The sequence below is a fragment of the Arthrobacter sp. MYb214 genome (genome assembly GCF_002979865.1).
Lineage (GTDB): Bacteria > Actinomycetota > Actinomycetes > Actinomycetales > Micrococcaceae > Glutamicibacter.
This window is the reverse complement of the sequence record NZ_PCPZ01000001.1, coordinates 1,168,371-1,193,852: the sequence shown is the minus strand read 5'-3', so window position 1 is coordinate 1,193,852 and position 25,482 is coordinate 1,168,371. Positions and strand designations below refer to the sequence as shown.

Sequence of the window (25,482 nt, the reverse complement as noted above, 5' to 3'; positions counted from 1 at the left end):
ATGCCCAGCAATTCCGGCCTCACCTTATAGGGAGACAACGTGGCACAGGACGTGCTTACTGACCTTAACAAGGTCCGCAATATCGGCATCATGGCTCACATCGATGCCGGTAAGACCACTACTACTGAGCGCATCCTTTTCTACACGGGTGTGAACCACAAGCTCGGTGAAACCCACGACGGTGCTTCGACCACCGACTGGATGGAACAGGAAAAAGAGCGCGGTATCACCATTACCTCCGCTGCTGTTACCTGCTTCTGGAACAAGAACCAGATCAACATCATCGACACCCCGGGCCACGTTGACTTCACCGTTGAGGTGGAGCGCTCGCTGCGCGTGCTCGATGGCGCCGTTGCCGTCTTCGATGGCAAGGAAGGCGTTGAGCCTCAGTCCGAGACCGTTTGGCGCCAGGCTGACAAGTACGACGTTCCACGTATCTGCTTCGTCAACAAGATGGACAAGCTGGGCGCTGACTTCTACTTCACCGTAGATACCATCATCCAGCGCCTTGGTGCCAAGCCGCTGGTTATGCAGCTGCCAATCGGCTCCGAGTCCGAGTTCACCGGTGTCGTTGACCTGCTGTCCATGAAGGCATTCGTTTGGGAAGGCGACTCCAAGGGTGACGTCACCATGGGCGCTGCTTACGAAACCCGCGAAATCCCTGCCGACTTGGTTGAGCGTGCTGAAGAGTACCGCGCCAAGCTGGTTGAAGATGTCGCTGAGGCATCCGAAGAGCTCATGGAGAAGTACCTCGAAGGTGAAGAAATCTCCGTTGAGGAACTCAAGGCTGGCATCCGCAAGCTGACCGTGAACTCGGAAGCTTACCCAGTATTCTGTGGTTCGGCCTTCAAGAACCGCGGCGTTCAGCCAATGCTGGATGCAGTCATCGACTTCCTGCCGAACCCACTGGACGTTGGCGCCACCATCGGTCACGATCCGAAGGACGAAGAAGTTGAGCTGACCCGCGAGCCTTCGGAGGACGCACCGTTCTCGGCACTTGCGTTCAAGATCGCCGCTCACCCGTTCTTCGGCCAGTTGAACTTCATCCGCGTTTACTCCGGCAAGGCAGAGTCCGGCGCACAGCTGCTGAACTCCACCAAGGGCAAGAAGGAACGCGTAGGCAAGCTCTTCCAGATGCACTCCAACAAGGAGAATCCGGTAGACGAGATCCACGCAGGTCACATCTACGCTGTGATCGGCCTGAAGGCCACCACCACCGGTGACACCCTATGTGATCCAGCCCACCCAATCGTTCTCGAATCGATGAGCTTCCCGGATCCAGTGATCTCTGTGGCCATCGAACCAAAGACCAAGGGTGACCAGGAAAAGCTGTCGACTGCTATCCAGAAGCTGTCGGCGGAAGATCCAACCTTCACCGTGTCCCTGAACGAAGACACCGGCCAGACCGTCATTGGCGGTATGGGTGAGCTTCACCTGGACATTCTGGTTGACCGCATGAAGCGCGAATTCCGTGTGGAAGCAAACGTTGGCAAGCCACAGGTTGCATACCGCGAAACCATCAAGAAGGCTGTGGAGAAGGTTGACTTCACCCACAAGAAGCAGACCGGTGGTTCGGGTCAGTTCGCAAAGGTCCAGGTCTCGTTCGAGCCTCTGGAAGTTGTTGACGGCGTCACCTACGAGTTCAAGAACGCCGTGACCGGTGGTCGTGTTCCTCGTGAGTACATCCCATCCGTTGACGCTGGTATCCAGGACGCAATGCAGTACGGTATCCTCGCAGGCTACCCACTGGTCGGTGTCAAGGCTACCCTCATCGATGGTGCTTACCACGATGTCGACTCCTCGGAAATGGCCTTCAAGATCGCTGGTTCGCAGGTATTCAAGGAAGGCGCACGCCGCGCTAACCCTGTTTTGCTTGAACCGCTGATGGCTGTTGAAGTCCGTACCCCGGAAGAGTACATGGGCGACGTTATCGGCGACCTGAACTCCCGTCGTGGTTCGATCAGCGAGATGTCCGACGCTGCTGGCGTCAAGGTCATCCGCGCTGGTGTGCCACTGTCGGAAATGTTCGGTTACATTGGTGACCTGCGTTCGAAGACCCAGGGTCGCGCAGTTTACTCGATGACCTTCGACAGCTACTCTGAGGTCCCGAAGGCAGTTGCCGACGAGATCATCCAGAAGTCCCGCGGCGAGTAATCGTCTCGGTATAAAAACCTGGCCGTGACCCCCTTAGCGGGGAAGTGGCCGATCGCGGGCCGGTTCCGTTGAAAAACGGAGCCGGCACCGCAAACGGCCAACGAGGGATTTGCATCACAATGCAGGCCCCGCAGAGGACCGGAATTTCCTAAATTATCCAAGCCCCCAGTAGACTATTTCTAGTTCGTTTGCGAACCGCGCAGACGAAGAATGTCTTCTGTAAATGTTTCTAGGAGGAACTTGTGGCAAAGGCAAAGTTCGAGCGCAACAAGCCGCACGTCAACATTGGTACCATCGGTCACGTTGACCACGGTAAGACCACTCTGACCGCGGCAATCTCCAAGGTTCTGGCTGACAAGTACCCAGACCTGAACGAACAGCGCGACTTCGCTAACATCGACTCGGCACCGGAAGAGCGCCAGCGCGGTATTACCATCAACATCTCGCACATCGAGTACCAGACCGAGAAGCGCCACTACGCACACGTAGACGCTCCAGGTCACGCTGACTATGTCAAGAACATGATCACCGGTGCTGCTCAGATGGACGGCGCAATCCTCGTTGTTGCCGCTACCGATGGCCCGATGGCTCAGACCCGCGAGCACGTTCTGCTGGCCCGCCAGGTTGGTGTTCCAACCCTGATGGTTGCACTGAACAAGTCGGACATGGTTGATGACGAAGAGCTGCTCGAGCTCGTGGAGATGGAAGTTCGCGAACTTCTGTCCTCGCAGGGCTTCGATGGCGATGACGCTCCAGTGATCCGCGTTTCGGGCCTGAAGGCTCTGGAAGGCGACGCAAAGTGGGTTGCAGCTATCGAGGAACTGATGGATGCAGCTGACAGCTTCATTCCAGACCCAGTTCGCGACCGCGACAAGCCATTCCTGATGCCAATTGAAGACGTCTTCACCATCACCGGCCGCGGTACCGTTGTTACCGGTCGCGCCGAGCGTGGCACCCTGGCTATCAACTCGGAAGTTGAGATTGTTGGCATCCGCCCAATCCAGAAGACTACCGTTACCGGTATCGAGATGTTCCACAAGCAGCTCGACGAAGCATGGGCTGGCGAGAACTGTGGTCTGCTGCTTCGCGGTCTGAAGCGCGACGATGTTGAGCGTGGCCAGGTTATCGTAGCCCCAGGCTCGATCACCCCACACACCAACTTCGAAGCTAACGTCTACATCCTGTCGAAGGACGAAGGCGGACGTCACAACCCGTTCTACTCGAACTACCGTCCGCAGTTCTACTTCCGCACCACCGACGTAACCGGCGTTATCACCCTCCCAGAGGGCACCGAAATGGTTATGCCTGGCGACAACACCGAAATGTCGGTTGAGCTGATCCAGCCAATCGCCATGGAAGAGGGCCTCGGCTTCGCAATTCGCGAAGGCGGCCGCACCGTTGGTTCGGGCAAGGTAACCACCATCACCAAGTAGTCTCTACTTGATGAGGTAGTTCCCTAGTGAACTGAAAAGAATCCCCCAGCACTTTTGTGCTGGGGGATTTTTTCGTTAAATACGAGCCCCAGCTAGTGAATATATCTAGAAGGTGGTCTAATTGGAGGGCGCGACAATTCGCTAAGTGGGGGAGTGGCATCAATGATGGGCTGGATCATCGTTTCTATCATCTTGGTTCTGTTGGCTTTCGGCCTCGGCCGGCGCCAGGGGAGTCGGGATAAATCGCAAAGCCAGCAGCAGCTTGATGCGCTGGGCGAAGCGTGGCAGCAAGGCTACGACGAGGCAGTGAAGTATCTGGGGCAACCCGGGCCGCCGGGTGCCGCGGCACCGGCTGCTGCCCAAGCGCCGGGGGTCCCCGCACATCCGCTCGAAGCGCAGCCTGCAAGCCGCAAAGATGCAGCGCCGGCCGCATCGATGGCACCTTCCAGCCAGCCATACCTCCAGCCAGCGGCGGCCGGTGCTGCCCCCGCGTACCGCGCGCCGCTCCCCACGGCCACCCTCCAGCCTGCTGCACCGGTTAAGCCAATCAAGGTGCTCACCAAACGCGAGCGCGAACTGCGCAACATCAACATCACGCTGTACGTCGCGGCCCTGATGATCGTTGCCGCCGGCGCACTCTTCCTGAGCTTCGCGCTTCCGCCACTGTCAAAGCTCATCGCCTTATTCCTGCTGTCTGCCGCTTTCTACGGCGGAGGCCTGGTCACCTTCGCAGTGAAACCGTCCTTGCGTCCGGCAGGAGCCGCCTTTGCCGGCACCGGGCTGGCTTTGTTGCCGCTGTGCGCCATCGCTACCTACAGCACGGTGAACATATCCGGCCCGGCGACCTGGCTGGTTTTCTCAGCCATCGGCACATTAGCCGTAGGCTACGCAACACTGACGTTCAAGTCCCGTGTTCTGGCGTGGGTTGCCGTGCTGATTCTGGTCAGCACCGCCATGGCCGGCGCGGCCGCGATGCAGCGTGGCGTCCTGTACTACATGCTGATCCTGCTGGTGCTCTCTATTGCGCTGATGCTCTTGGCGGTACGCAGCGAAAGGATCCGCCACTCAATCTTCTTCCGGGCCCTGCACGGCACCGCGCAGCTGCTGCCTGCGTTTGTCTTTGCGTTGTCGGTGATCCTCTTGGAGATGCTCGCCAGCCGGGATTTGTTCTGGATTTTCGCGTTGCTCACCGCCCAGTCGCTGCTCAGCGTCAGGCTGTTGCCCAACCTGCGGCTGCTGCGCTCCTACGCTGCCCGCGCTGCTTTCATGGCGATGCTCGTGGCCGGCTGCAACTACCTCGGTTTCTCCGCAACGAGCAGCTGGCTGGTGCTCGCCTTCGCCTTCGGGCTCCAAGCCGTAGCGGTATTGCTCTGCTCCACCGGCTACCAGCAGAGGCTGGGATTGGCGCGCAGGCACCTGCAAAGTGAACGTGCGGTGCTGTGGTGCTTAGCGGTGGCTTCGGTGATCGGCGCGTTTCTCTACGCGCAGGGCTTCGAGGCCTTCGTGCTCAGCTACATCGCGGTTCCGATCTTCATGGCGCTGGGCATTCCCGGCTTGCTGCGCAGCGCCAAGCTGGAAGTTGGAGTCATCGCGGTTCTTCCCCTGGTGGCGCTGGTAGATATGCAGAACCACAGTTGGCGCCCGCTGGTGGTATTCGCCCTGGCCCTGCTCGGGCTTTCGCTGGCTCAGCGCAACGCCCGGAACCTGCGCAGGGAAATGACGCTCCATGCGCGCTGGGTCGTTACCCTGGTTGGCGCAGGCGTGCTTGGTGCTGCGCTTGATGAGCTCACGGCTGGGGACTATGGAAATCCTGACGGCTCATCCCCGTTGATTGCGGTGCTCTTCGTGCTGTTCATCTTGTGGGCGGCGAATCTGGCGAGCCGTGCCGTGCTGGATTCCGGCATGGCGCAGGGGCACCGGCTGGGACTGGTGGGCGCTTCGGCTTTGCTTGGCGTGGTGCTGCTCTTCAGCCTGCGCCTGCTGACAACCGCTGACGACTATTCCTACGCCAGCGAAAGCACCGTGGTGTTCCTGGGTATCGGCGGCCTGGCGTGGTTCATCACTGGCCTTGTGCTCGCAGTTGGCCTGGTCATTGCCTCGGGTTGGCGGCTTCGCGATATTCCTGCACAGCGCCCCGAGCTGGAACAGCCGATCAATGTCATTGCGGCCTGCCTGCTGATCGGGCTTTATGCGCTCAGCTTCGGCAAGGAGATCTGGCCGCTGGCAATCCTCATCGGGGCGGCAACCTTGGGCTATTTCATCTGGAGCTTGCGCCGCAGCACCAATGCGCGGTGGAAGATCCTCTATGCAGCGTTGGCCCAAGTGCTCTTCAGTTCCATGGTGTGGTGGATTGCCTACAGCATGGAATTCGACATCCACGGCCGGTTCTGCCTGCTGCTGGTTTCGATAGCCGTCCCGCAGCTGCTCCGCTTGCTGGCTAGCATCCGCGACGGCAAAGCACTGCGCCGGGAATTGCGCTGGATGGCAGTGGGACTGCTGGCTGGCATTCCACTGGCGACGCTGGCCTACGGGCAGTTCGCGGGCGGCATGGATCGGGGAACGATCCTCTTGGCCTGCTTATTTTTCGGGCTGCACGGGCTGGCCGCGTTCAAGGCCGAGACCAGCTTGACGGTGGCCAAGCGACAGCTCTATCTATTTGCCCCGATCCTGGCACTGATCCTGCTGATCAGCATTCCGGCACTGGCCATGGAAGATGCGACCGGATGGGTCCGCTCTACGTGGTGGAGTTCCCAGGTTGCTTGCGCCATGCTGCTGGCCCTGAGCCTGGCGGCACTCGTGCTTGAATGGCGGTTGCGCGCCAACAAGTCGTACTCGATAGCCCTGGGCCTGGCCATCTTCCTTCCGGCGGCGTGGGCCGCCGCGTGGCAGGCGGGGTCGTGGTGGGCAGTGGGTGCGCACCTGCTGCTGGCCCTCGGCTTCATCCTGCTGGTGCACACGCGAAAGAGCGCCTGGTACGCGGCCGGAGCCGCCATCATGCTGTGCGTCGCTATCCTGCGTGCAGTCTTCGAGGTGCGGCAAGCCGGTGGGGCAGTGGTGCTAGCACCGATGGATGCCGCATGGGCGCTGGTTGGCGCGGGCCTCGCGCTGTACCTGCTCGCAATCTTCCACGGGCGAATGAAGGACCCAATTCCCGGCTATCCGGAATTCGGCTACCTCCATGCCGATCCGCCCGGCAGCGCCTCGCGCTTGTACTTCGCGGCAATGCTCCTGGCCCTGTTGCTGGCCGGTGGCATCGCCCATCTGGATGGCGGTGCGATTTGGCAGGTGGCCGGCGGAGCGCTGCTGGTCTTCGGCGTTGCGGTGCTGGTGCGGCTCTTTGAACTTCCGCGGCGGCTGGTGCCCTACGCGGTGGACGGCTTCATCCTCGTGGGAGCGCTGCTGGCGCTGGGCAGCTATGCCCAGATCCTTGGCACACCGCGGGCCAGCAACCTGGCGGCCTACGCCTGCATTGTTGCAGTAGTGCTGGTCGCGTGGCGCAATATCAGGGCCAACGCGCGATTGGAGAGGACATACCTGCTGGCCGCCTCGGTGGCCGGCAGCCTGGCCTTGCTCGCCGCACTGGTCCAATCCAATGGTGTTGCGCAGGCGATCGGCCTGGTCTTCTTCGGTGGATTGGTGGCCTGGGGCTTGAAGCTGGGGGAGCGGCTGTTCATTTGGTGGGGTGCGGCGGCTATCACCTTGTCCGTCTTGTGGTTCCTGCGCGATTTGGCATTCCTCTGGCTGGTGGTCATTGGCTTGGGGCTGATTGCGGCCGCGGTCTTCAAGCTGGTGAAGGTCGACAAGCAGAATTCGCTGCCGGTGAGGCCGCAAAACCCTGTTGATCCACCGATCCCCGCGGGGCAGGAGCCGTCCGGGCAGGACGGGCCGCGCCAGGTGTGAGGTCAAGATCACGGGCGCGGATAGGCATAAAAGATTTGCGCGATCGTTGCCGACCTGTCAGACTAGATAAGTTGCTTCAATGCAACCCGGTCCCCATTTATGGGGTAACCGGTCTGGTTTGAACGACCGGGATCGACTCTCACGCAGGATAATGCCTGGGGTTCGGGATCGATACGACTGCTTCAAACTATAAGGCCCTTCGATAAAGTGAAAACTTTGTGGGAGTGTTGTGACTGAAAATTTCACGACACGCCCGAGCGCGGGGGTCGGAGCCTCCTGCGGGTGAGGAACCCGGATCTGATCCGGATTCAGCCGCAGAGCAAGGCGTGCCGGTCTGCAAGGACCCGTATATAGGCACAGAAACTTTAGATAGTGCTAACAGAAAGAGGCATGACGCCATGGCGGGACAGAAAATCCGCATCCGGCTGAAGTCGTATGACCACGAGGTCATTGACGTTTCGGCCCGGAAGATCGTTGAGACGGTCACGCGCGCAGGCGCAACCGTAGTCGGCCCAGTGCCGCTGCCAACGGAGAAGAACGTGTACTGCGTTATCCGTTCGCCACACAAGTACAAGGACAGCCGTGAGCACTTCGAAATGCGCACGCACAAGCGTCTGATCGACATCGTCGATCCGACCCCGAAGGCTGTTGATTCGCTGATGCGTCTCGACCTGCCAGCGGATGTCAACATCGAAATCAAGCTTTAAGGGGAGGTGGCGAGAAAACTATGACCGCAACCCGTAATTTCAAGGGCCTGCTGGGCACGAAGCTCGGCATGACCCAGGTTTGGGATTCGAACAACAACCTGATCCCTGTCACCGTCGTGCAGGCTGATAGCAACGTTGTCACCAAGCTCATCAACGAAGAGCGCGATGGCTACACCGCAGTTCAGATCGGCTACGGCCAGATCGATCCTCGCAAGGTCACCAAGCCACTGGCTGGTCACTTCGAGGCTGCTGGCGTCACCCCACGTCGCCACTTGGTAGAACTGCGCACTGCAGACGCTGCCGAGTACACCGCAGGCCAGGAACTTTCCGTAGAGGTCTTCGAAGCCGGCCAGAAGGTCGACGTCGTAGGCACCTCGAAGGGTAAGGGCTTCGCCGGCGTTATGAAGCGTCACAACTTCCACGGTGTTGGCGCATCGCACGGTGCTCACAAGAACCACCGTAAGCCAGGTTCCATCGGCGGCGCATCGACCCCAGGTCGCGTTTTCCGTGGACAGAAGATGGCTGGTCGCATGGGTGCTGAGCGTGTTACCACTCAGAACCTGACCATTCACGCTATCGACGCTGAGAAGAACCTCCTGCTGATCAAGGGTGCCGTTCCAGGCGCCCGCGGCCGCGTCGTTCTCGTACGCAACGCCGTGAAGGGAGCATAAGTAAATGACTAAGGCACTTAACGTCGAACTGCCTGCAGAGATCTTCGACGTACAGACCAACGTCCCGCTGCTGCACCAGGTTGTCGTTGCACAGCTTGCTGCTGCCCGCCAGGGTACCCACAAGACCAAGGACCGCTCCGAGGTTTCGGGTGCAGGTCGCAAGCCGTTCAAGCAGAAGGGTACCGGCCGCGCCCGTCAGGGTTCGATCCGTGCTCCGCACATGACCGGCGGTGGCATTGTCCACGGTCCAACCCCACGTGATTACTCGCAGCGTACCCCGAAGAAGATGAAGGCTGCTGCACTGCGCGGCGCCCTGTCTGATCGCGCACGCTTCGATCGCGTTCACGTGATTGAGAACTTGGTTGCTGGCGAAACGCCTTCGACCAAGGATGCTCTGGCTACCTTGCGTTCGCTCACCGAGCGCAAGAACCTGCTTGTCGTCATCGATCGCGCCAACGATGTTGCAGCCCTTTCGGTTCGCAACCTCGTCAATGTGCACGTTCTGTACGTCGACCAGCTGAACACCTACGATGTTCTGGTTTCGGATGACGTAGTCTTCACCAAGGCTGCCTTCGATGCCCTGGTCCAGAAGGAGGAAGCCAAGTGAGCGCGTTCTCAAAGGCTCCACACGACGTGGTCATCGCACCTGTCGTATCGGAAAAGAGCTACGGTCTGATCGATCAAGGTCAGTACACCTTCGAGGTGGCACCAAGCTCCAACAAGTCGGAAATCAAGTACGCCGTTGAAGCGATCTTCAACGTCAAGGTTGACTCCGTAAACACCATCAACCGAGCTGGTAAGCGCAAGCGCACCCGCTTCGGGTGGGGATCGCGCAAGAGCACCAAGCGCGCCATCATCACCTTGAAGGACGGCTCGATTGACATCTTCGGCGGTCCGCTTTCCTAAGCGGAGACCACTTTAACGAGGAATATTAATAATGGGAATTCGTAAGTACAAGCCGACTACCCCGGGCCTTCGCGGCTCGTCGGTAGCCGACTTCGCAGAAATCACCCGATCGACTCCGGAAAAGTCGTTGGTTCGTCCCCTGACCAAGTCAGGCGGCCGTAACAACACCGGTAAGATCACCACCCGTCACAAGGGTGGCGGACACAAGCGCGCCTACCGTGTTATCGACTTCCGTCGTCACGACAAGGACGGCGTTCCGGCAAAGGTCGCTCACATCGAGTACGACCCGAACCGTACCGCTCGTATCGCACTGCTCCACTACGTGGACGGCACCAAGCGCTACATCATCGCACCGAACAACCTCAAGCAGGGTGACCCAATTGAGGCCGGCGCAAGCGCCGACATCAAGCCAGGCAACAACCTGCCACTGCGTAACATCCCGGTTGGTACCGTGATTCACGCTGTTGAGCTTCGCCCAGGCGGCGGCGCTAAGATGGCTCGTTCCGCTGGTGCATCGATCCAGCTGGTAGCCCGTGAGGGCCGCTACGCCCAGCTGCGTTTGCCTTCGGGTGAAATCCGCAACGTTGATGTGCGCTGCCGCGCAACCATCGGCGAAGTTGGCAACGCTGAGCAGATCAACATCAACTGGGGCAAGGCCGGCCGTATGCGCTGGAAGGGCGTACGCCCAACCGTTCGCGGTGTTGTCATGAACCCAGTTGACCACCCACATGGTGGCGGTGAGGGCAAGACCTCCGGTGGTCGTCACCCGGTCAACCCTAACGGTAAGCGTGAGGGACGCACCCGTCGTCCAAACAAGGAAAGCGACAAGCTCATTGTGCGTCGCCGCAAGACCGGCAAGAACAAGCGATAGGAGCCTGGAAACATGCCACGCAGCCTGAAGAAAGGCCCCTTCGTCGATCAGCACCTGTTCCTAAAGGTCGTTGCTGAAAACGATAAGGGCACCAAGAACGTCATCAAGACGTGGTCCCGCCGTTCGATGATCATCCCGGACATGCTGGGACACACCATCGCCGTACACGACGGTCGCAAGCACATTCCTGTGTTCGTAACCGAATCGATGGTTGGACACAAGCTCGGAGAGTTTGCCCCAACCCGTACGTTCCGTGGCCACGTGAAGGACGACAAGAAGGGCAAGCGCCGCTAGGCCCCGCAAGGGTACTAGTATCGCTTAGCACTTCTTCGATAGACGAGAGAAGGATAGCAATGGAAGCCAAGGCAATTGCGCGTCACATCCGCGTAACGCCTATGAAGGCCCGGCGCGTCGTCAACCTTGTTCGTGGTCTGCAGACCAACGAAGCACTGGCCATCTTGAAGTTTGCCCCACAGGCAGCTTCGGAGCCGGTATACAAGGTTGTCGCATCGGCAGTGGCTAACGCCCGTGCCGCCGCGGACCGCGCAGGTGAAGCATTCAATGAGGACGAGCTGTTTATCAGCGAAGCGTTTGTTGACGAAGGTCCGACCATGAAGCGGTTCCAGCCGCGTGCACAGGGTCGCGCATTCCAGATCAAGAAGCGCACCAGCCACGTGACTGTGGTTGTTTCAACCACGCAGAAGGGTGGGGAGAACTAAATGGGACAGAAGATTAACCCGAACGGTTTCCGTCTCGGCATCACCACCGATCACGTTTCCCACTGGTTCGCTGATTCCAGCAAGCCAGGCCAGCGTTACGCTGACTACGTGAAGGAAGATGTCCAGATCCGCGCCCTGCTGTCTAACGGCATGGATCGCGCTGGCATCGCCCGCGTCGAGATCGAGCGTACCCGTGACCGCGTACGTGTGGATATCCACACTGCACGTCCAGGTATCGTCATTGGTCGTCGCGGCGCAGAAGCTGACCGTATTCGTGGCGAGCTGGAAAAGCTCACCAAGAAGCAGGTTCAGCTGAACATCCTCGAGGTCAAGAACCCTGACATGGAGGCCATGCTGGTCGCCCAGGGCATCGCCGAGCAGCTTGCTTCACGCGTGGCTTTCCGCCGTGCGATGAAGAAGGCAATGCAGTCGGCAATGCGCGCTGGTGCCAAGGGCATCCGCGTTCAGTGCTCCGGTCGACTTGGCGGCGCAGAAATGTCCCGCAAGGAGTTCTACCGCGAAGGCCGTGTGCCACTGCACACCCTGCGCGCGAACATCGACTTCGGCAAGTTCGAAGCCAAGACCACCTTCGGCCGTATCGGCGTGAAGGTCTGGATCTACAAGGGTGACGTAACCGCCAAGGAACTGGCTGCACAGCAAGCTGCTGCTCCAGCTCGTGGCGGCCGCGGTGGCGGCAACGACCGTCCACGTGGCGGCGAACGCCGTCGTCGTAACGATCGCAAGGGCGCTGCAGCTCCGGCTGCGGAAGGAGGACAGGCTTAAATGCTTATCCCACGTCGTGTGAAGTTCCGCAAGCAGCACCACCCAAAGCGTTCGGGTGCTGCCAAGGGCGGTACCACCGTTGCTTTCGGTGAGTACGGCATCCAGGCGTTGACCCCGGCTTACGTGACTAACCGTCAGATCGAAGCCGCTCGTATCGCCATGACCCGTTACATCAAGCGTGGCGGTAAGGTCTGGATCAACATCTACCCAGACCGTCCGCTTACCAAGAAGCCTGCCGAAACCCGCATGGGTTCCGGTAAGGGTTCGCCGGAGTGGTGGGTCGCCAACGTAAAGCCAGGACGAGTCATGTTTGAACTCGGTGGCGTCAGTGAAGAGGTAGCTAAAGAGGCATTGCGTCTTGCAATCCACAAGCTGCCAATGAAGGCACGCATCGTGCGTCGTGAAGGTGGTGAATAGGGATGTCTATCGGCTCGAAAGACCTTAGCATTGAGTCCCTGGACGGCTTCGATACCGCTCGTTTGAACGAGGAATTGAAGAAGGCCAAGGCAGAACTGTTCAACCTGCGTTTCCAGTCGGCTACCGGCCAGCTGGATTCCCACGGGAACCTGAAGACCATCAAGCGCGATATTGCACGCATTTACACTGTGCTGCGCGAGCGCGAGCTGGGCATTCGTCAGGATGTCGTTGTTCCGGTTGAAGAAACCAAGAAGGATTCCAAGTAATGAGCGAGAAGGAGAACGGTGTGGATAACGCTACCGAGCGTAACGACCGCAAGACCCTCCGTGGTTACGTGGTATCTGACAAGATGCAGAAGACCATCGTCGTAGACGTTGAGGACCGTGTTAAGCACGCCCTTTACGGCAAGGTCATGCGTCGCAACAAGAACGTGAAGGCTCACGACGAGAACAACGACGCCGGCATCGGCGACTTGGTTGTCATCGCTGAGACCCGCCCGCTGTCTGCTGACAAGCGCTGGCGTCTCGTTGAGATCGTGGAGAAGGCTAAGTAAGCTTTCGCTTCGATTTCACGGATCTCGTGATTGAAGAATGCCCCGAACACTTCGCAAGAAGAGTTCGGGGCATTTCTGTCTTAAAAAGCAGTGAATAAAATGCCACACTGGACTATGGAACAGATCAGGAAACTGCGTCCCGCTGGCCTTGTCAACTCCCCAGCTTTCAGCCACGTAGCCATCGTCCCGCCGGGTGCCACGACTATCTATGTTGGCGGGCAGAACGCCGTAGACGGCACAGGGCAGCTGATCGGAGCCGGGGATGCCGCAACGCAGGCGACCAAGGCACTGGGAAACGCCAAGCTCGCACTGGCGGCGGCCAGCGCGGGATTCCAGGATGTAGTGCAGTGGAACGTGCTGCTGGTGGAAGGAACCGACGTCAACAGCGTCTATGGAGCCTTAGGTGAACAGTTGGCAGCCACTGAACCACCCCTGGTGTCTGCAGCCTTCGTTGCGAAGCTCGGTGTGCCAGGTGCGCTGGTTGAAATCAGTGCCGTGGCGACGGTACTGCCAGACTAGCTCCGGCCCTTTCGATAGGTATCAGGGGAGTAGCCCAAGACTTTGCGGAAGTCTGCCGCTAGATGGGCTTGATCCGCATACCCCATTTCCGCTGCGATGCCAGCGATAGAAACTGCAGTGTCCGCGCGCAGCCGATGAGCTGCCTCTTGCAAACGGTACCGCCGAATCACCGCCAGCGGAGCCAGTCCCAAATACCTTTCCGAAATCCGTTGCAGACTGCGTGTACTGAGCGACAAGCGATGGGCCAGTTGGGAGACCCTTACGATTCCGCGCTCCGCTGCGACGGTGTCGAGCAGCTTATTAGCTTGGAGGCCAGAACTTGTGGCTGCTGGAAGGTGAGCGGTGAGCCACGAATCGAAGAGCTCGGCACAGGCCGAACCGGAGTTCCCGTGGCCGGGTTGAGTCTTCATCCTTGTTATCGAGGCCAGCAGCCCAGGTGCGCTGAACTGGATTTCCTGGTCCAGCAACTCTGCGGGGGACACATTGAGAGCCTGCGCAGCCGCTGGGCGCAACAAGGCGGAGACTGCCCAACTGCTCCCGGCCAGGTCGCGGTGCGAAGCGCCGCTGGCCGGGCCGGATAGCGTAATGCCTTCTGGCTCAATGACCAGATTCATTTGCGGAAAGGGCAGGAGTTCTTGCCGTGAGGTACGTCCGGGCGCGATGTTCCAATCCACCAGCCAAAACCAGGAGACCAATTCCTGCAGTCCTGGACCGGGGGAGAATCGCTCGATTGCCGGTAGCCGGGCAGGATAGAGAACGCCTCGCGGATCCGGTGCTGATTCCATGGCCTCTACCACCCGTGCAGGTTGTCGCATATCTACAAGAACCAGCGTGCCACACGGACTAGCCTAGGGACATGGAAAATCAAGATGAAGTCACGCAAGGTGTGACGGGAATGCATACAACTGCCGGTGTCCCTCATGGATTCACCAGTCTGACGCCATTCTTGGCTGTGCCCAACGCAAGGGCAGCGCTGGGGTTCTATGAAGAAGTATTCGGTGCGACAGTGGTAGATTCCACCGAAATGGGAGGCGTTGTCGTGCATGCAGAAATTGCATTCGGCAATGGCCGTTTGCAGATCGGGGAACCTTCGCCGGCCTACGGACTAGTCAGCCCGCCAGCTGCGCCGAATGCCTGCTATTCCTTGGGTTTCTACTGCGAAAACGCAGATGAGGTGGTGGCCAGGGCCGAGGCTGCCGGTTCCAGTATCCGAGAACCACTGGGCAACTTCGTCTCGGGTGACCGCTTCGCTTCGATTCTGGATCCCTTCGGTGTGCGCTGGTCCATCATGTCCAGGGTGGAAGACCTGTCGCTGGAAGAGAGCGCCCAGCGCGTCGCGCAGTGGGCCTCGCAGCAGTGATGAAGAAGCCAAGGGCAGTCGCAATCGCATCGAGCCGCTATCGTACCTAGGCGGAAGTGTCCTTGCCGGAATTGTCATCTGCTTCGAATAGGCTCGGATGATGATGACGATGACGCGTGCCCGAAAACCTTCCCTGGGATGGCCTATGGGTACGCTTCTTGTTGCTTCCCTAGCTATTGGCATACTCCCGTATCTGGGTTTCCCCGGTGCAGGATTGATTCCCAAGCTTCAGGCATTCCAGCCATATCTGTTGCTCTTCCCGGCAGTGGTTCTGGTTATCGGGCTACTGCGCAAGCAATGGCTCATCAGCGGGTTCGTGCTGGTGTTCCTGCTCTGCGGTACACTGCCCAACGTGCAATGGAGCTCTCCCGCTGGCCAGACCGGAAACGGCAGCTCCGAGCTGGTTCTCCTATCGTTCAATGCCCTGAAGGCAGGAGCGAATCCGGCGCAGCTCGCTGAACTGATCAGGGACACGGATCCGCAGATTCTCGTCCTTGTTGAAACCAGCGAACCAATGCACCAGCAACTCGCAGGGCTGGACGCGCTGGATGGATTTGGCTATCGGAGCCAAGAGGCACCCGCCGGGGGAGAACGGGATACCGTGATTTTCTCAAAGTACCCATTGCAGGAACGCTCCACCGATCTGGATTCAGCGGACACCGGTTGGTACTCCTTGCCGGTTGCCGATGTGCAGGCACCCGGTGGGATCGTGCGGGTGGCCGGCATCCATGTCTATCCGCCGGTTGGCGTTGCGCAACGATGGAGCCAGGGCTTGGAAGCAGTCATCGACTGGTCGAATCAGCAGCGTGATCATCCCGTTATCCTTGCTGGCGACTTCAACTCAGTTCGCTCCCATCCAGGATTCCGTGCCCTGGGGGACGGGTATGCGCAGGCTGATGGAATCTGGCCCCGCGCGACCTGGCCAGCCAGCCGGAGCTTCCCGCTATTGATCGGCATTGACCATATCGTGGCGAAGGGCCTGTCCATCACGGGCTCTTCTTCTCACATCATCGACGGCTCGGATCATCTTGCGGTGAGCGCCACGGTCGAATTCCGTCGCTGAGCAATGATTCCTGCCGGTGACGGCCGGATGCTGGAGCTGCCCAGGGCTGACCGAAAAATAATTTCACTTTTGGCGATTCAGCCGCTTTTTATCTTCTGTGGCGCATGGGCTACCTCGAATGACACTCTGATGCCACCGCAAGCGACCAGTTGCCCAGCTGGATGGCAGTACCAAAACCCCGAAATTCAGCGAATCTGCGGTGTCCTTGGTGTGACGAACGACGCTCGCTTTTCTCTTACCACACCATTTCGGATTCGCGCCACTCTAGGCTAGACTTAAGAATCTGTGCGCATCATGCCCGGGGACTATCCACCTTCGACATAATGCAGTGCGGTCCAAATCCGTTTGGCCGCGCAAGTGCAGCCTCGATATTTTACGCCTCGGCCCTGCCGGCATTTGGGATCAGCATTCGGTGCGCCCGCGCCAGTGGGGGTAAGCGATACGTATCGTGGAGACCATATCCGTTCCGCAAGGCTCATTCATGAGAACCAGCGAGACGACAGGAGTAAGAAGTGATTCAGCAGGAGTCGCGACTTAAGGTTGCCGATAACACTGGTGCTAAGGAAATCCTTACCATTCGTGTTCTTGGTGGCTCGAAGCGTCGCTACGCAAGCATTGGCGACACCATTGTCGCTACCGTCAAGGATGCAATTCCTGGCGGCAACGTAAAGAAGGGCGACGTCGTAAAGGCAGTCGTCGTTCGCACCAAGAAGGAAATCCGTCGTGCAGACGGTTCCTACATCAAGTTCGACGAGAACGCTGCAGTTATCCTCAAGGGTGACGCTGCCGATCCTCGTGGTACTCGTATTTTCGGCCCAGTGGGCCGCGAGCTTCGTGACAAGAAGTTCATGAAGATCGTTTCGCTGGCTCCGGAGGTGCTGTAACCATGGGCGCAAAGATCAAGAAGGGTGACCTGGTTCAGGTCATCGCTGGCAAGGAACGTGGCTTGCAGGGCAAGGTCCTGAAGGTCATTACCGAGTCCAACCGCGTGCTGGTCGAAGGCGTTAACCGCGTCACCAAGCACACCAAGGCAGGTCAGACCGAATCCGGTTCGACCACCGGCGGCATCGAGGTTGTCGAGGCTCCAGTGCACGTTTCCAACGTTGCAGTGGTTGACCCAGAGACCAAGAAGCCAACCCGCGTCGGCTTCCGCGAGGAAACCGTAGAAAAGAACGGCGTGTCCAAGACTGTACGCGTTCGTTACGCCAAGGCTTCCGGAAAGGATCTGTAATGACTGAAGCAGCCACCAAGATCCAGCCACGTCTGAAGGCTAAGTACGCAGCTGACATCCGCCCTGCCCTGCAGGAGCAGTTCAACTACGCCAACCCAATGCAGGTACCATCCCTGACCAAGGTTGTCGTGAACATGGGTGTTGGCGAAGCAGCCAAGGACTCGAAGCTCATTGAAGGCGCCGTACGCGACCTGACCGCAATTACCGGTCAGAAGCCAGTGGTTACCAAGGCCCGCAAGTCGATCGCACAGTTCAAGCTGCGCGAAGGCATGCCAATCGGTACCCACACCACCCTGCGTAACGATCGCATGTGGGAATTCGTCGACCGCCTGATCACCCTGGCACTGCCTCGTATCCGCGACTTCCGCGGCTTGAGCGACCGCCAGTTCGATGGCAATGGCAACTACACTTTCGGTCTGACCGAACAGTCGATGTTCCATGAAATCGATGTGGACAAGGTTGACCGCGTACGTGGTATGGACATCACTGTCGTTACCACCGCCAAGACTGATGACGAAGGCCGTGCCTTGCTTAAGGCTCTGGGCTTCCCATTCAAGACCAACAACTAATCTCACTACGTTACAGGTCCGCTAAGGAAACCGTAACGAGGAAGGGCTGAAGCCCACATGTCTATGACAGATCCAGTCGCAGATATGCTGACTCGTCTGCGCAACGCCAACTCGGCTTACCACGACACTGTGTCGATGCCGTCGAGCAAGCTGAAAGTGCGCATTGCTAACATCCTCAAGGAACAGGGCTACATCGCCTCGTTCGAGGAAGTAGCAGCAGAAGTCGGCAAGACTCTGACTATCACTTTGAAGTACGGCCCATCGCGCGAGCGTTCGATCGCTGGCGTACGCCGTATCTCCAAGCCAGGTCTTCGCGTTTACGCAAAGTCCACCAACCTGCCTCACGTGCTCGGTGGTCTTGGTATCGCTATCCTGTCCACCTCCTCCGGTCTGCTTACTGACCGTCAGGCTGCAAAGAAGGGCGTGGGTGGGGAAGTCCTCGCCTACGTCTGGTAACGGGAAAGGGGAAACATACAATGTCACGTATTGGACGTCTTCCGATTTCCGTACCTGCCAACGTTGAGTTGAACGTCGACGGCCAGCTGGTCGCCGTCAAGGGTCCTAAGGGTGAACTTTCGATCACCGTTAAGGCTCCAATCACCGTTGCCAAGGACGAGAACACTGTTACCGTCAGCCGCCCGAACGACTCCCGCGAGGCTCGTTCGCTGCACGGTCTGACCCGTACCTTGATCAGCAACATGATCACTGGTGTAACCGATGGTTACGAGAAGAAGCTCGAAATCCACGGTACCGGTTACCGCGTACAGGCTAAGGGTGCCGAGCTGGAGCTTGCTCTGGGCTACTCGCACCCAGTGAAGGTTGCTGCCGTTGAGGGCATCACCTTCTCGGTCGAGGGCAACAACAAGATCACCGTTGCCGGTATCGACAAGCAGCACGTCGGTGAAGTTGCCGCTAACATCCGCAAGCTGCGCAAGACCGAGCCTTACAAGGGCAAGGGCATTCGCTACGCTGGCGAGATCATCCGCCGCAAGGTCGGAAAGGCTGGTAAGTAATCATGGCTATCGGAATCAAGGGCAAGAGCAAGTCCGCTCAGCGCGGTCGTCGTCATCAGCGTTTGCGCAAGCACATCGTTGGTACCTCCGTTCGTCCACGCCTGGTTGTCAACCGCTCGGCTCGTCACATCTTCGTACAGATCGTAGACGACTCGCAGGGTATCACCCTGGCCAGCGCATCGACCATGGAAGCAGATCTTCGCGCAAGCGATGCCGACAAGACCGCAAAGTCCAAGCGCATTGGTGAGCTCGTTGCAGAGCGCGCCAAGGCTGCTGGCATCGAAGCAGTTGTCTTCGACCGCGGTGGCAACAAGTACCACGGTCGCGTGGCTGCTGTTGCTGACGGCGCACGTGAAGGTGGGCTGGCACTGTGAGCGAAGCAACTAACAAGAAGGAAACTCAGGTGTCTGAAGCTACTGAAGCAGTCGAGACTGCATCGGCTCCCGCTACCGAGAACGCAGGATCCCGTCGCGGCGAAGGCCGCGGTCGTGGTGAAGGCCGTGGACGTGGCGAAGGCCGCGGTCGTGGTCGTGACCAGAAGGATAGCCGCAACGAAGACAAGGACAAGTTCCTTGAGCGCGTTGTAGCTATCAACCGCGTCTCCAAGGTCGTCAAGGGTGGTCGTCGCTTCAGCTTCACCGCACTTGTGGTCGTTGGCGACGGCAACGGTATGGTCGGCGTTGGCTACGGTAAGGCCAAGGAAGTTCCTGCTGCTATCGCAAAGGGCGTAGAAGAGGCCAAGAAGTCCTTCTTCCGCGTTCCACGCGTTGGCACCACCATTCCACACCTGGTCAAGGGTGAGGCCGCCGCTGGCGTTGTCTTGCTCCGTCCAGCAGCTCCTGGTACCGGTGTTATCGCCGGTGGCCCAGTGCGCGCCGTGTTGGAATGCGCAGGCATCCACGACATCCTGTCGAAGTCGATGGGTTCGCAGAACCAGATCAACATCGTTCAGGGCACCATTGCTGCACTGAAGGCTCTGGAAGAGCCTGAAGCTGTTGCAGCTCGCCGCGGTCTTCCGCTGGACGAGGTTGCACCAGCAGCAATGCTGCGTCACATCCAGGCCCAGAAGGCAGGTGCTTAATCAATGGCTAAGAACATTGTTCCAAGCGATGCCAAGCTGGCAATCACCCAGGTCAAGTCCATCATTGGTGGAAACCAGAGCCAGCGCGACGTTGTTCGCTCGCTGGGTCTGAAGCGCATCGGTCACACCGTTGTTCGCACCGCCGATCCTGTGACTGTTGGCATGGTCAACAAGGTCCCACACCTGCTGAAGGTCGAGGAGGCGAAGTAGAGATGGCTGAAGAAAAAGCACTTAAGGTTCACCACCTGCGCCCAGCTGAGGGTGCCAAGACCGCTAAGACCCGCGTGGGTCGCGGTGAGGGCTCCAAGGGTAAGACCGCAGGTCGCGGTACCAAGGGTACCAAGGCTCGTTACCAGGTGAAGGCAGGCTTCGCAGGTGGTCAGCTTCCGCTGCACATGCGTCTGCCAAAGCTGCGCGGCTTCAAGAACCCATTCCGCGTCGAGTTCCAGGTTGTAAACCTGGACAAGATCTCGGAACTGTTCCCAGAAGGTGGCGAAGTCACCGTCGAGGCACTGGTTGCCAAGGGCGCCGTTCGCAAGAACCAGCCTGTCAAGGTGCTGGGCACCGGCGACATCACGGTTAAGGTTGACGTGAAGGTTAACGCCTTCTCGACTTCCGCTTCCGAGAAGATCGCTGCTGCTGGCGGCTCGGCAAACACCCTCTAATACAGGGTCAAGCCTTTGAATGGTCCCGGTTCGCGTTGAGCAATCAACGTGAACCGGGACTTTCTTTTTCTCTCGGCGAAACATTCTAAGATTTCTTATAATTGCTTGGCTGATTAGTCGGTTTAGGATCATTCCTGCAAACATTTGTGTGCATTTCGTGTGGCGCATTTGGCAGGATTGCCTAACAGACCGCTAGAATCGTTAGGTCTGGGAAGAATCTCTTCCTCAGGCTCAAGCACTTACTTCAGGAGGACGCTTGTTCAGCGCCATAGCCCGAGTTTTTCGGACGCCTGATCTGCGCAACAAGTTGCTGTTCACGCTTGGGATCATTGCGATCTATCGTGTCGGTGTATTCATTCCCGCTCCGGGCATTGATTACAGCAACGTTCAGCAGTGTCTGGCAATGGGTGAAACCACCGGTGGACTTTATTCATTCGTGAACCTGTTCAGCGGCGGCGCCCTGTTGCAGGTCTCGGTTTTCGCAATGGGAATCATGCCGTACATTACTGCGGCAATTATCGTCCAGTTGCTGCGTGTGGTGATCCCGCACTTCGAGGCCCTGCACAAGGAAGGCCAGGCCGGCCAGGCCAAGATGACGCAGTACACGCGTTACCTGACCATCGCCTTGGCACTGCTTCAGGGAACCACCTTGGTCACCCTGGCCCGTACCGGCAGCCTGTTCCCAAGCTGTACCCTTCCGCTGGTCCCGGATGACTCGTTGATTGTCATCCTGCTGATGATCATCACCCTTACCGCAGGCACCGGCCTGATCATGTGGATGGGCGAGTTGATCACCGAGCGCGGCATCGGCAACGGCATGTCCATCCTGATCTTCATCTCCATCGCTTCGGGTTTCCCATCCTCGATGGGCGCCATCTTCCAGGCGCAGGGCATCATGACCTTCATTGGCGTGCTGCTGGTGGGCTTGTTGATTGTTGCTCTGGTGGTCTTCGTCGAGCAGTCCCAGCGACGTGTTCCGGTGCAGTACGCCAAGCGCACCGTGGGACGCCGCACCGTGGGCGGCACCTCCACCTATATTCCTTTGAAGCTGAATATGGCGAACGTGATCCCAGTGATCTTCGCCAGCTCCATCCTGGCTTTGCCGCAGATGATCGTTCAGTTCAACCAGAACGATGATGGCACCTTGCCCCAGTGGGCGATGTGGCTGCAGGAGCACTCGGCGACTTCATCGCCGTGGTACATGCTGGTGTACACCTTGATGATCATCGGCTTCACCTACTTCTATGTTGCGATTACCTTCAACCCTGAAGAGGTCGCCGACAACATGAAGAAGTACGGCGGATTCATTCCGGGCATTCGTGCTGGTCGTCCGACCGCCGATTACCTGCAGTACGTGATTTCCCGTATTACCTTCCCGGGCGCGTTGTACCTTGCGTTCGTTGCGTTGATCCCGCTGATTGCCTTCGTGCTGTTCAACGCTGACCAAAGCTTCCCATTTGGCGGTACATCGATCCTGATTATGGTTGGTGTGGGTTTGGAAACCGTCAAGCAAATCAATGCTCAAATGCAGCAACGGAACTATGAAGGGCTTCTGCGATGAGTCGACTGCTTATTATTGGACCACCCGGTGCCGGCAAAGGCACCCAGGCCGTAAAGATCTCCGAGCGCTTGGACATTGTCGCCATCTCGACCGGCGACATCTTCCGTGCCAACGTCAAGGGCGGCACCCCGCTGGGTCTCGAAGCCAGCAAGTACATTGACAACGGAGACTTTGTACCTGATTCGGTCACCAACAACATGGTTGAAGACCGCCTGAACCAGGACGATGTCGCCAAGGGCTTCCTGCTCGATGGCTACCCGCGCACCAGTGCGCAGGTGGACGCGCTGGATGCGATGCTGGCCAACAAGGGCATTGCCCTGGACGCAGTGCTGCAGCTGACCGCTGATGACGACGAGCTGGTAGCCCGTCTGCTGAAGCGTGCGCAGATCGAAGGCCGCGCCGATGACACCGAAGAGGTCATCCGCCACCGCCTGGGCCTGTACAACGACGAGACTCGCGTCGTTGTGGAGCGCTACGAGGAACGCGGCATCGTGCGCAAGGTCGACGGCCTGGGCGCTATCGACGAAGTCACCGAGCGTGTTCTTGCAGCGTTGAACGTCAACGCCTAGACACAAGCGTTACAACGCGCAGGGACCGTGCAGCAACAATGGATGTTGCAGCCCGGTCCCTGCGCACTTTTTGCATTGATGGACCTTGCGGTTGCCGGCAGCGGCACGCGGCAAGGACATCACACTTTGAGGCAGGGGAATCACATTGGCTTTAGGACAGCCGAAAATCGAGTACAAATCCAACTCCGAGATCCTGAAGATGCGCCAGGCCGGATTGGTGCTGGCTGAAGCGCTGGACGAAGCCGTTGCGATGGCTCGGCCCGGGGTGCGGACCGAAGAGATCAACCAGGCCTTTGGCAAGGTGCTCGAACGCCACAACGCGACCAGCAACTTCCTTGGCTACCATGGCTTCCCAGCGAACATCTGCGCTTCGGTCAATCACGAGGTAGTCCACGGCTTCCCATCGGACTACGAGCTGAAGGACGGCGACGTGCTGAAGATCGATGGCGGCGCCATCATCGACGGCTGGCACTCCGACTCGGCACGCACCGTGCTGGTGGGCGAGAACATCGACCCAGCTGACCAGCGCCTGAGCGACATCACCGAGCAGGCCATGTGGGCCGGCATCGCCGCGGCGGCCAACGCACGCTTCATCGGCCAGATCGGCCAGGCCATCGATGACTTCGTCACCAGCCAGCCAGGCGACGAGCTGGGCATCCTCGAGGATTACTGCGGCCATGGCATCGGTTCGCAGATGCACATGGCACCGGATGTGCTGAACTACAACTCCGGGCACCGAGGCCCGCGCATCAAGCCGGGCATGTGCTTGGCCATCGAGCCAATGCTGGTTCGCGGTGGTATCGAAACCTCCGTGCTGGAAGACGACTGGACTGTTGTCACCAACGACAAGTCCAACGCCTCGCAGTGGGAGCACACCGTGGCATTCCACATGGGCGGCATCTGGGTATTGACCGCGCACGATGGGGGAGCGGCCGGGCTGGCCCCATTCGGCGTCACCCCATCGCCGATCCAGGGCTAGCACCAGCCTGGAAATCATCGGATCCAGTACGCCACATGGCTGTGGCGTGCTGGATCTAACATTTTAAATGTCAATGAACGATTGGCACTGTGTGGACTAATGCCGTATCGTTGTTTGTTGGTTCCTGATTTAATTGCGCCTAAAACCCTCGGGTTTTCGGTACAGGGATCAAGGACCAGAACCAATTACTTGTTGGTGGAAATTGCCAACAAAAAAAGTTAGCGGGGAAAATGGGCAAGAAGGAAGGCGTCATCCAGGTAGAGGGCACCGTCTCGGAAGCACTGCCGAACGCGATGTTCCGCGTGGAGCTGCCGAATGGACACGTAGTGCTCGCCACTATCTCGGGTAAGATGCGTCAGCACTACATTCGAATCCTCCCAGAGGACCGAGTGCAGGTTGAAATGAGCCCATACGACCTCAACCGAGGTCGCATCGTTTACCGCTACAAGTAAATCTGCAGAATCCAAGACTTTCCCAGCGTGCGAAGCGCAATCTTGTGCTACGGCCGCTGAAGGATGTTCTTGGACAAAGCTTTTTACTGCTCCACATTTAACTGCAACCGCAAAAGGACAAAGCCTTGAAGGTTAACCCTAGCGTGAAGCCGATCTGCGACAAGTGCAAGGTGATCCGTCGTAACGGCGTGGTCATGGTGATCTGCGAGAACCCACGCCACAAGCAGCGTCAGGGCTAATTCCGTTTTTACGGGATTCCCACGCGTAGTCAATTAGGCAGTATCAGCTAGGACGAAAGTCCTGGTGTACCCCCGGATTCGGAGGCCGGGGCCGTGAGCAATCACGGAAGGTACTGCTCCAGACCTCCGTTCGTTGAAAGGTAGCCACTTGGCTCGTTTAGCAGGCGTGGACATTCCACGCGAGAAGCGCGTAATTATCGCGCTGACTTACATCTACGGCGTGGGCAAGACCCGTGCAGAAGAGACCATCGCAGCGACCGGCATCAGCCCGGACACTCGCGTCAAGGATCTCACCGATGACCAGCTCGTGCAGCTGCGCGACTTCGTCGAAGGCACCTACAAGGTTGAAGGTGACCTGCGCCGTGAGGTTCAGGCTGACATTCGCCGCAAGGTTGAGATCGGATCCTACGAAGGTATTCGTCACCGTAAGGGCCTGCCGGTCCGCGGTCAGCGCACCAAGACCAACGCACGTACCCGTAAGGGCCCGAAGCGTACCGTCGCAGGTAAGAAGAAGACTCGCTAAATCTTAGCGATCTAGTTCAAATACTTTTTTCGTAGGAGAAGAAATGCCCCCAAAGACTCGTGGAGCGGTACGTAAGCCGCGTCGCAAGGACAAAAAGAATATTGCGCAGGGACAGGCGCATATCAAGAGCACCTTCAACAACACCATCGTATCGATCACCGATCCGACTGGCGCTGTTATCTCGTGGGCTTCGGCCGGCGAGGTAGGCATGAAGGGTTCGCGCAAGTCGACCCCATACGCTGCCCAGATGGCTGCTGAGTCCGCTGCAAAGCGCGCTCAAGAGCACGGCATGCGCAAGGTTGACGTTTTCGTCAAGGGCCCAGGCTCGGGACGCGAAACCGCGATCCGTTCGCTGCAGGCTGCTGGCCTTGAGGTTGGATCCATCCAGGATGTTTCCCCAAGCGCTCACAACGGTTGCCGCCCATCGAAGCGTCGCCGCGTCTAATTGATTCGCTAGGCTTAGCCTAAGAAGTCACCGAAGCATTCACTCGTGGGTGCTCCGGTGACTATCTTGGACTTATTAGCCTGCAAAAAGACGAACGGC

General features: G+C 58.6%; 34 protein-coding genes. 33 read left to right on the top strand and 1 reads right to left on the bottom strand.

What is annotated here, in order from left to right; genetic code table 11:
* The first annotated feature begins 39 nt into the window (after positions 1 to 39).
* From fusA to CQ012_RS05525, 15 genes are all read left to right on the top strand, one after another.
* Positions 40 to 2,154, top strand: coding sequence for an elongation factor G (gene fusA, locus CQ012_RS05595; protein ID WP_105657667.1), 2,115 nt, complete (start codon positions 40 to 42; stop codon positions 2,152 to 2,154).
* A gap of 242 nt (positions 2,155 to 2,396) precedes the next feature.
* Positions 2,397 to 3,587 (top strand): elongation factor Tu, encoded by a 1,191-nt coding sequence (gene tuf, locus CQ012_RS05590; protein WP_105657666.1) that lies wholly within the window; start codon positions 2,397 to 2,399, stop codon positions 3,585 to 3,587.
* A 153-nt stretch (positions 3,588 to 3,740) separates the two neighbouring features.
* Complete coding sequence (locus tag CQ012_RS05585; protein WP_146112910.1) at positions 3,741 to 7,487, top strand: hypothetical protein; 3,747 nt, start codon at positions 3,741 to 3,743, stop codon at positions 7,485 to 7,487.
* A gap of 398 nt (positions 7,488 to 7,885) precedes the next feature.
* A complete protein-coding gene (gene rpsJ / locus CQ012_RS05580) occupies positions 7,886 to 8,194 on the top strand; it encodes a 30S ribosomal protein S10 (RefSeq protein ID WP_013349689.1) in 309 nt (102 codons plus the stop codon).
* A 20-nt stretch (positions 8,195 to 8,214) separates the two neighbouring features.
* Positions 8,215 to 8,865, top strand: coding sequence for a 50S ribosomal protein L3 (gene rplC, locus CQ012_RS05575; protein WP_013349688.1), 651 nt, complete (start codon positions 8,215 to 8,217; stop codon positions 8,863 to 8,865).
* 4 nt (positions 8,866 to 8,869) lie between these two features.
* Positions 8,870 to 9,472, top strand: a complete 603-nt coding sequence (rplD, locus tag CQ012_RS05570) for a 50S ribosomal protein L4 (RefSeq protein WP_105657664.1) — start codon at positions 8,870 to 8,872, stop codon at positions 9,470 to 9,472.
* A complete protein-coding gene (gene rplW / locus CQ012_RS05565) occupies positions 9,469 to 9,771 on the top strand; it encodes a 50S ribosomal protein L23 (RefSeq protein ID WP_013349686.1) in 303 nt (100 codons plus the stop codon). Before rplD ends, rplW begins: the two co-directional genes overlap by 4 nt.
* A 31-nt stretch (positions 9,772 to 9,802) precedes the next feature.
* On the top strand, positions 9,803 to 10,642 hold the full coding sequence (rplB, locus tag CQ012_RS05560; protein ID WP_105657663.1) for a 50S ribosomal protein L2: 840 nt from the start codon (positions 9,803 to 9,805) through the stop codon (positions 10,640 to 10,642).
* Positions 10,643 to 10,654: 12 nt separating this feature from the next.
* A complete protein-coding gene (rpsS, locus tag CQ012_RS05555) occupies positions 10,655 to 10,936 on the top strand; it encodes a 30S ribosomal protein S19 (RefSeq protein WP_013349684.1) in 282 nt (93 codons plus the stop codon).
* A 59-nt stretch (positions 10,937 to 10,995) separates the two neighbouring features.
* The gene (gene rplV, locus CQ012_RS05550; RefSeq protein ID WP_013349683.1) at positions 10,996 to 11,361 is read left to right on the top strand and encodes a 50S ribosomal protein L22; all 366 of its coding nucleotides are present in this window, start codon (positions 10,996 to 10,998) and stop codon (positions 11,359 to 11,361) included.
* The gene (gene rpsC, locus CQ012_RS05545) at positions 11,362 to 12,144 is read left to right on the top strand and encodes a 30S ribosomal protein S3 (RefSeq protein WP_013349682.1); all 783 of its coding nucleotides are present in this window, start codon (positions 11,362 to 11,364) and stop codon (positions 12,142 to 12,144) included.
* Positions 12,145 to 12,561, top strand: coding sequence for a 50S ribosomal protein L16 (gene rplP / locus CQ012_RS05540; RefSeq protein WP_105657662.1), 417 nt, complete (start codon positions 12,145 to 12,147; stop codon positions 12,559 to 12,561). It abuts the gene before it with no gap.
* Between the two features lie 2 nt (positions 12,562 to 12,563).
* Positions 12,564 to 12,827 (top strand): 50S ribosomal protein L29, encoded by a 264-nt coding sequence (gene rpmC, locus CQ012_RS05535; protein ID WP_105657661.1) that lies wholly within the window; start codon positions 12,564 to 12,566, stop codon positions 12,825 to 12,827.
* Entirely contained in the window at positions 12,827 to 13,114 is a 288-nt protein-coding gene (rpsQ, locus tag CQ012_RS05530) for a 30S ribosomal protein S17 (protein WP_105657660.1), read from the top strand. Before rpmC ends, rpsQ begins: the two co-directional genes overlap by 1 nt.
* Before the next feature lie 99 nt (positions 13,115 to 13,213).
* Positions 13,214 to 13,633 (top strand): RidA family protein, encoded by a 420-nt coding sequence (locus CQ012_RS05525; protein ID WP_402741110.1) that lies wholly within the window; start codon positions 13,214 to 13,216, stop codon positions 13,631 to 13,633.
* On the opposite strand, the gene CQ012_RS05520 is transcribed toward CQ012_RS05525, so the two are convergent.
* Positions 13,630 to 14,418 carry a helix-turn-helix domain-containing protein gene (locus tag CQ012_RS05520; RefSeq protein WP_105657658.1) on the bottom strand — a complete coding sequence of 263 codons (789 nt, stop codon included), beginning with the start codon at positions 14,416 to 14,418 and terminating at the stop codon, positions 13,630 to 13,632. The genes CQ012_RS05525 and CQ012_RS05520 overlap by 4 nt on opposite strands.
* A gap of 71 nt (positions 14,419 to 14,489) precedes the next feature.
* On the opposite strand from CQ012_RS05520, the gene CQ012_RS05515 reads away from it, so the two are divergent.
* From CQ012_RS05515 to rpsK, 18 genes are all read left to right on the top strand, one after another.
* Positions 14,490 to 14,993 carry a VOC family protein gene (locus CQ012_RS05515; protein WP_105657657.1) on the top strand — a complete coding sequence of 168 codons (504 nt, stop codon included), beginning with the start codon at positions 14,490 to 14,492 and terminating at the stop codon, positions 14,991 to 14,993.
* A gap of 145 nt (positions 14,994 to 15,138) precedes the next feature.
* Positions 15,139 to 16,056, top strand: a complete 918-nt coding sequence (locus CQ012_RS05510; RefSeq protein ID WP_181148850.1) for an endonuclease/exonuclease/phosphatase family protein — start codon at positions 15,139 to 15,141, stop codon at positions 16,054 to 16,056.
* 512 nt (positions 16,057 to 16,568) lie between these two features.
* Complete coding sequence (gene rplN / locus CQ012_RS05505) at positions 16,569 to 16,940, top strand: 50S ribosomal protein L14 (RefSeq protein WP_013349674.1); 372 nt, start codon at positions 16,569 to 16,571, stop codon at positions 16,938 to 16,940.
* A gap of 2 nt (positions 16,941 to 16,942) precedes the next feature.
* Positions 16,943 to 17,287: a 50S ribosomal protein L24 gene (rplX, locus tag CQ012_RS05500; RefSeq protein ID WP_013349673.1), complete on the top strand. Its 345-nt coding sequence runs from the start codon at positions 16,943 to 16,945 to the stop codon at positions 17,285 to 17,287.
* A complete protein-coding gene (rplE, locus tag CQ012_RS05495) occupies positions 17,287 to 17,856 on the top strand; it encodes a 50S ribosomal protein L5 (protein ID WP_038992189.1) in 570 nt (189 codons plus the stop codon). Before rplX ends, rplE begins: the two co-directional genes overlap by 1 nt.
* 57 nt (positions 17,857 to 17,913) lie before the next feature.
* Entirely contained in the window at positions 17,914 to 18,312 is a 399-nt protein-coding gene (gene rpsH / locus CQ012_RS05490; protein WP_013349671.1) for a 30S ribosomal protein S8, read from the top strand.
* A 20-nt stretch (positions 18,313 to 18,332) separates the two neighbouring features.
* Entirely contained in the window at positions 18,333 to 18,869 is a 537-nt protein-coding gene (rplF, locus tag CQ012_RS05485) for a 50S ribosomal protein L6 (RefSeq protein WP_105657655.1), read from the top strand.
* A gap of 2 nt (positions 18,870 to 18,871) precedes the next feature.
* Positions 18,872 to 19,243, top strand: coding sequence for a 50S ribosomal protein L18 (rplR, locus tag CQ012_RS05480; protein ID WP_105657654.1), 372 nt, complete (start codon positions 18,872 to 18,874; stop codon positions 19,241 to 19,243).
* 29 nt (positions 19,244 to 19,272) lie between these two features.
* The gene (gene rpsE, locus CQ012_RS05475; protein WP_181148849.1) at positions 19,273 to 19,950 is read left to right on the top strand and encodes a 30S ribosomal protein S5; all 678 of its coding nucleotides are present in this window, start codon (positions 19,273 to 19,275) and stop codon (positions 19,948 to 19,950) included.
* A 3-nt stretch (positions 19,951 to 19,953) separates the two neighbouring features.
* The gene (gene rpmD, locus CQ012_RS05470) at positions 19,954 to 20,160 is read left to right on the top strand and encodes a 50S ribosomal protein L30 (protein ID WP_073705901.1); all 207 of its coding nucleotides are present in this window, start codon (positions 19,954 to 19,956) and stop codon (positions 20,158 to 20,160) included.
* 2 nt (positions 20,161 to 20,162) lie between these two features.
* Positions 20,163 to 20,615, top strand: coding sequence for a 50S ribosomal protein L15 (gene rplO, locus CQ012_RS05465; RefSeq protein ID WP_105657652.1), 453 nt, complete (start codon positions 20,163 to 20,165; stop codon positions 20,613 to 20,615).
* A gap of 256 nt (positions 20,616 to 20,871) precedes the next feature.
* Positions 20,872 to 22,176 (top strand): preprotein translocase subunit SecY, encoded by a 1,305-nt coding sequence (secY, locus tag CQ012_RS05460; RefSeq protein WP_105657651.1) that lies wholly within the window; start codon positions 20,872 to 20,874, stop codon positions 22,174 to 22,176.
* Complete coding sequence (locus CQ012_RS05455; protein ID WP_105657650.1) at positions 22,173 to 22,745, top strand: adenylate kinase; 573 nt, start codon at positions 22,173 to 22,175, stop codon at positions 22,743 to 22,745. The genes secY and CQ012_RS05455 overlap by 4 nt, the downstream gene beginning before the upstream one ends.
* Positions 22,746 to 22,890: 145 nt before the next feature.
* On the top strand, positions 22,891 to 23,724 hold the full coding sequence (map, locus tag CQ012_RS05450; RefSeq protein ID WP_105657649.1) for a type I methionyl aminopeptidase: 834 nt from the start codon (positions 22,891 to 22,893) through the stop codon (positions 23,722 to 23,724).
* Between the two features lie 230 nt (positions 23,725 to 23,954).
* Positions 23,955 to 24,176: a translation initiation factor IF-1 gene (gene infA / locus CQ012_RS05445; RefSeq protein ID WP_013349662.1), complete on the top strand. Its 222-nt coding sequence runs from the start codon at positions 23,955 to 23,957 to the stop codon at positions 24,174 to 24,176.
* A gap of 125 nt (positions 24,177 to 24,301) precedes the next feature.
* A complete protein-coding gene (gene rpmJ / locus CQ012_RS05440; protein ID WP_013349661.1) occupies positions 24,302 to 24,415 on the top strand; it encodes a 50S ribosomal protein L36 in 114 nt (37 codons plus the stop codon).
* Between the two features lie 148 nt (positions 24,416 to 24,563).
* The gene (gene rpsM / locus CQ012_RS05435; RefSeq protein WP_105657648.1) at positions 24,564 to 24,938 is read left to right on the top strand and encodes a 30S ribosomal protein S13; all 375 of its coding nucleotides are present in this window, start codon (positions 24,564 to 24,566) and stop codon (positions 24,936 to 24,938) included.
* Positions 24,939 to 24,981: 43 nt separating this feature from the next.
* On the top strand, positions 24,982 to 25,383 hold the full coding sequence (gene rpsK / locus CQ012_RS05430; RefSeq protein WP_038992179.1) for a 30S ribosomal protein S11: 402 nt from the start codon (positions 24,982 to 24,984) through the stop codon (positions 25,381 to 25,383).
* Positions 25,384 to 25,482 lie beyond the last annotated feature (99 nt).

Bases quoted from the DNA above. Each gene is read 5' to 3' on its own strand.
- infA (WP_013349662.1), top strand. From the start codon at position 23,955: ATGGGCAAGAAGGAAGGCGTCATCCAGGTAGAGGGCACCGTCTCGGAA.
- rplV (WP_013349683.1), top strand. From the start codon at position 10,996: ATGGAAGCCAAGGCAATTGCGCGTCACATCCGCGTAACGCCTATGAAG.
- rpmD (WP_073705901.1), top strand. From the start codon at position 19,954: ATGGCTAAGAACATTGTTCCAAGCGATGCCAAGCTGGCAATCACCCAG.
- rplE (WP_038992189.1), top strand. From the start codon at position 17,287: ATGACTGAAGCAGCCACCAAGATCCAGCCACGTCTGAAGGCTAAGTAC.
- CQ012_RS05510 (WP_181148850.1), top strand. From the start codon at position 15,139: ATGGGTACGCTTCTTGTTGCTTCCCTAGCTATTGGCATACTCCCGTAT.
- CQ012_RS05515 (WP_105657657.1), top strand. From the start codon at position 14,490: ATGGAAAATCAAGATGAAGTCACGCAAGGTGTGACGGGAATGCATACA.
- rplX (WP_013349673.1), top strand. From the start codon at position 16,943: ATGGGCGCAAAGATCAAGAAGGGTGACCTGGTTCAGGTCATCGCTGGC.
- rplF (WP_105657655.1), top strand. From the start codon at position 18,333: ATGTCACGTATTGGACGTCTTCCGATTTCCGTACCTGCCAACGTTGAG.
- rpsQ (WP_105657660.1), top strand. From the start codon at position 12,827: ATGAGCGAGAAGGAGAACGGTGTGGATAACGCTACCGAGCGTAACGAC.
- CQ012_RS05455 (WP_105657650.1), top strand. From the start codon at position 22,173: ATGAGTCGACTGCTTATTATTGGACCACCCGGTGCCGGCAAAGGCACC.
- CQ012_RS05525 (WP_402741110.1), top strand. From the start codon at position 13,214: ATGCCACACTGGACTATGGAACAGATCAGGAAACTGCGTCCCGCTGGC.
- rpsH (WP_013349671.1), top strand. From the start codon at position 17,914: ATGTCTATGACAGATCCAGTCGCAGATATGCTGACTCGTCTGCGCAAC.
- rplO (WP_105657652.1), top strand. From the start codon at position 20,163: ATGGCTGAAGAAAAAGCACTTAAGGTTCACCACCTGCGCCCAGCTGAG.
- rpsC (WP_013349682.1), top strand. From the start codon at position 11,362: ATGGGACAGAAGATTAACCCGAACGGTTTCCGTCTCGGCATCACCACC.
- rpsJ (WP_013349689.1), top strand. From the start codon at position 7,886: ATGGCGGGACAGAAAATCCGCATCCGGCTGAAGTCGTATGACCACGAG.
- rpmC (WP_105657661.1), top strand. From the start codon at position 12,564: ATGTCTATCGGCTCGAAAGACCTTAGCATTGAGTCCCTGGACGGCTTC.
- rpsK (WP_038992179.1), top strand. From the start codon at position 24,982: ATGCCCCCAAAGACTCGTGGAGCGGTACGTAAGCCGCGTCGCAAGGAC.
- rplB (WP_105657663.1), top strand. From the start codon at position 9,803: ATGGGAATTCGTAAGTACAAGCCGACTACCCCGGGCCTTCGCGGCTCG.
- rplD (WP_105657664.1), top strand. From the start codon at position 8,870: ATGACTAAGGCACTTAACGTCGAACTGCCTGCAGAGATCTTCGACGTA.
- rpsS (WP_013349684.1), top strand. From the start codon at position 10,655: ATGCCACGCAGCCTGAAGAAAGGCCCCTTCGTCGATCAGCACCTGTTC.
- rplP (WP_105657662.1), top strand. From the start codon at position 12,145: ATGCTTATCCCACGTCGTGTGAAGTTCCGCAAGCAGCACCACCCAAAG.
- CQ012_RS05520 (WP_105657658.1), bottom strand. From the start codon at position 14,418: ATGGAATCAGCACCGGATCCGCGAGGCGTTCTCTATCCTGCCCGGCTA.
- rplC (WP_013349688.1), top strand. From the start codon at position 8,215: ATGACCGCAACCCGTAATTTCAAGGGCCTGCTGGGCACGAAGCTCGGC.
- rplR (WP_105657654.1), top strand. From the start codon at position 18,872: ATGGCTATCGGAATCAAGGGCAAGAGCAAGTCCGCTCAGCGCGGTCGT.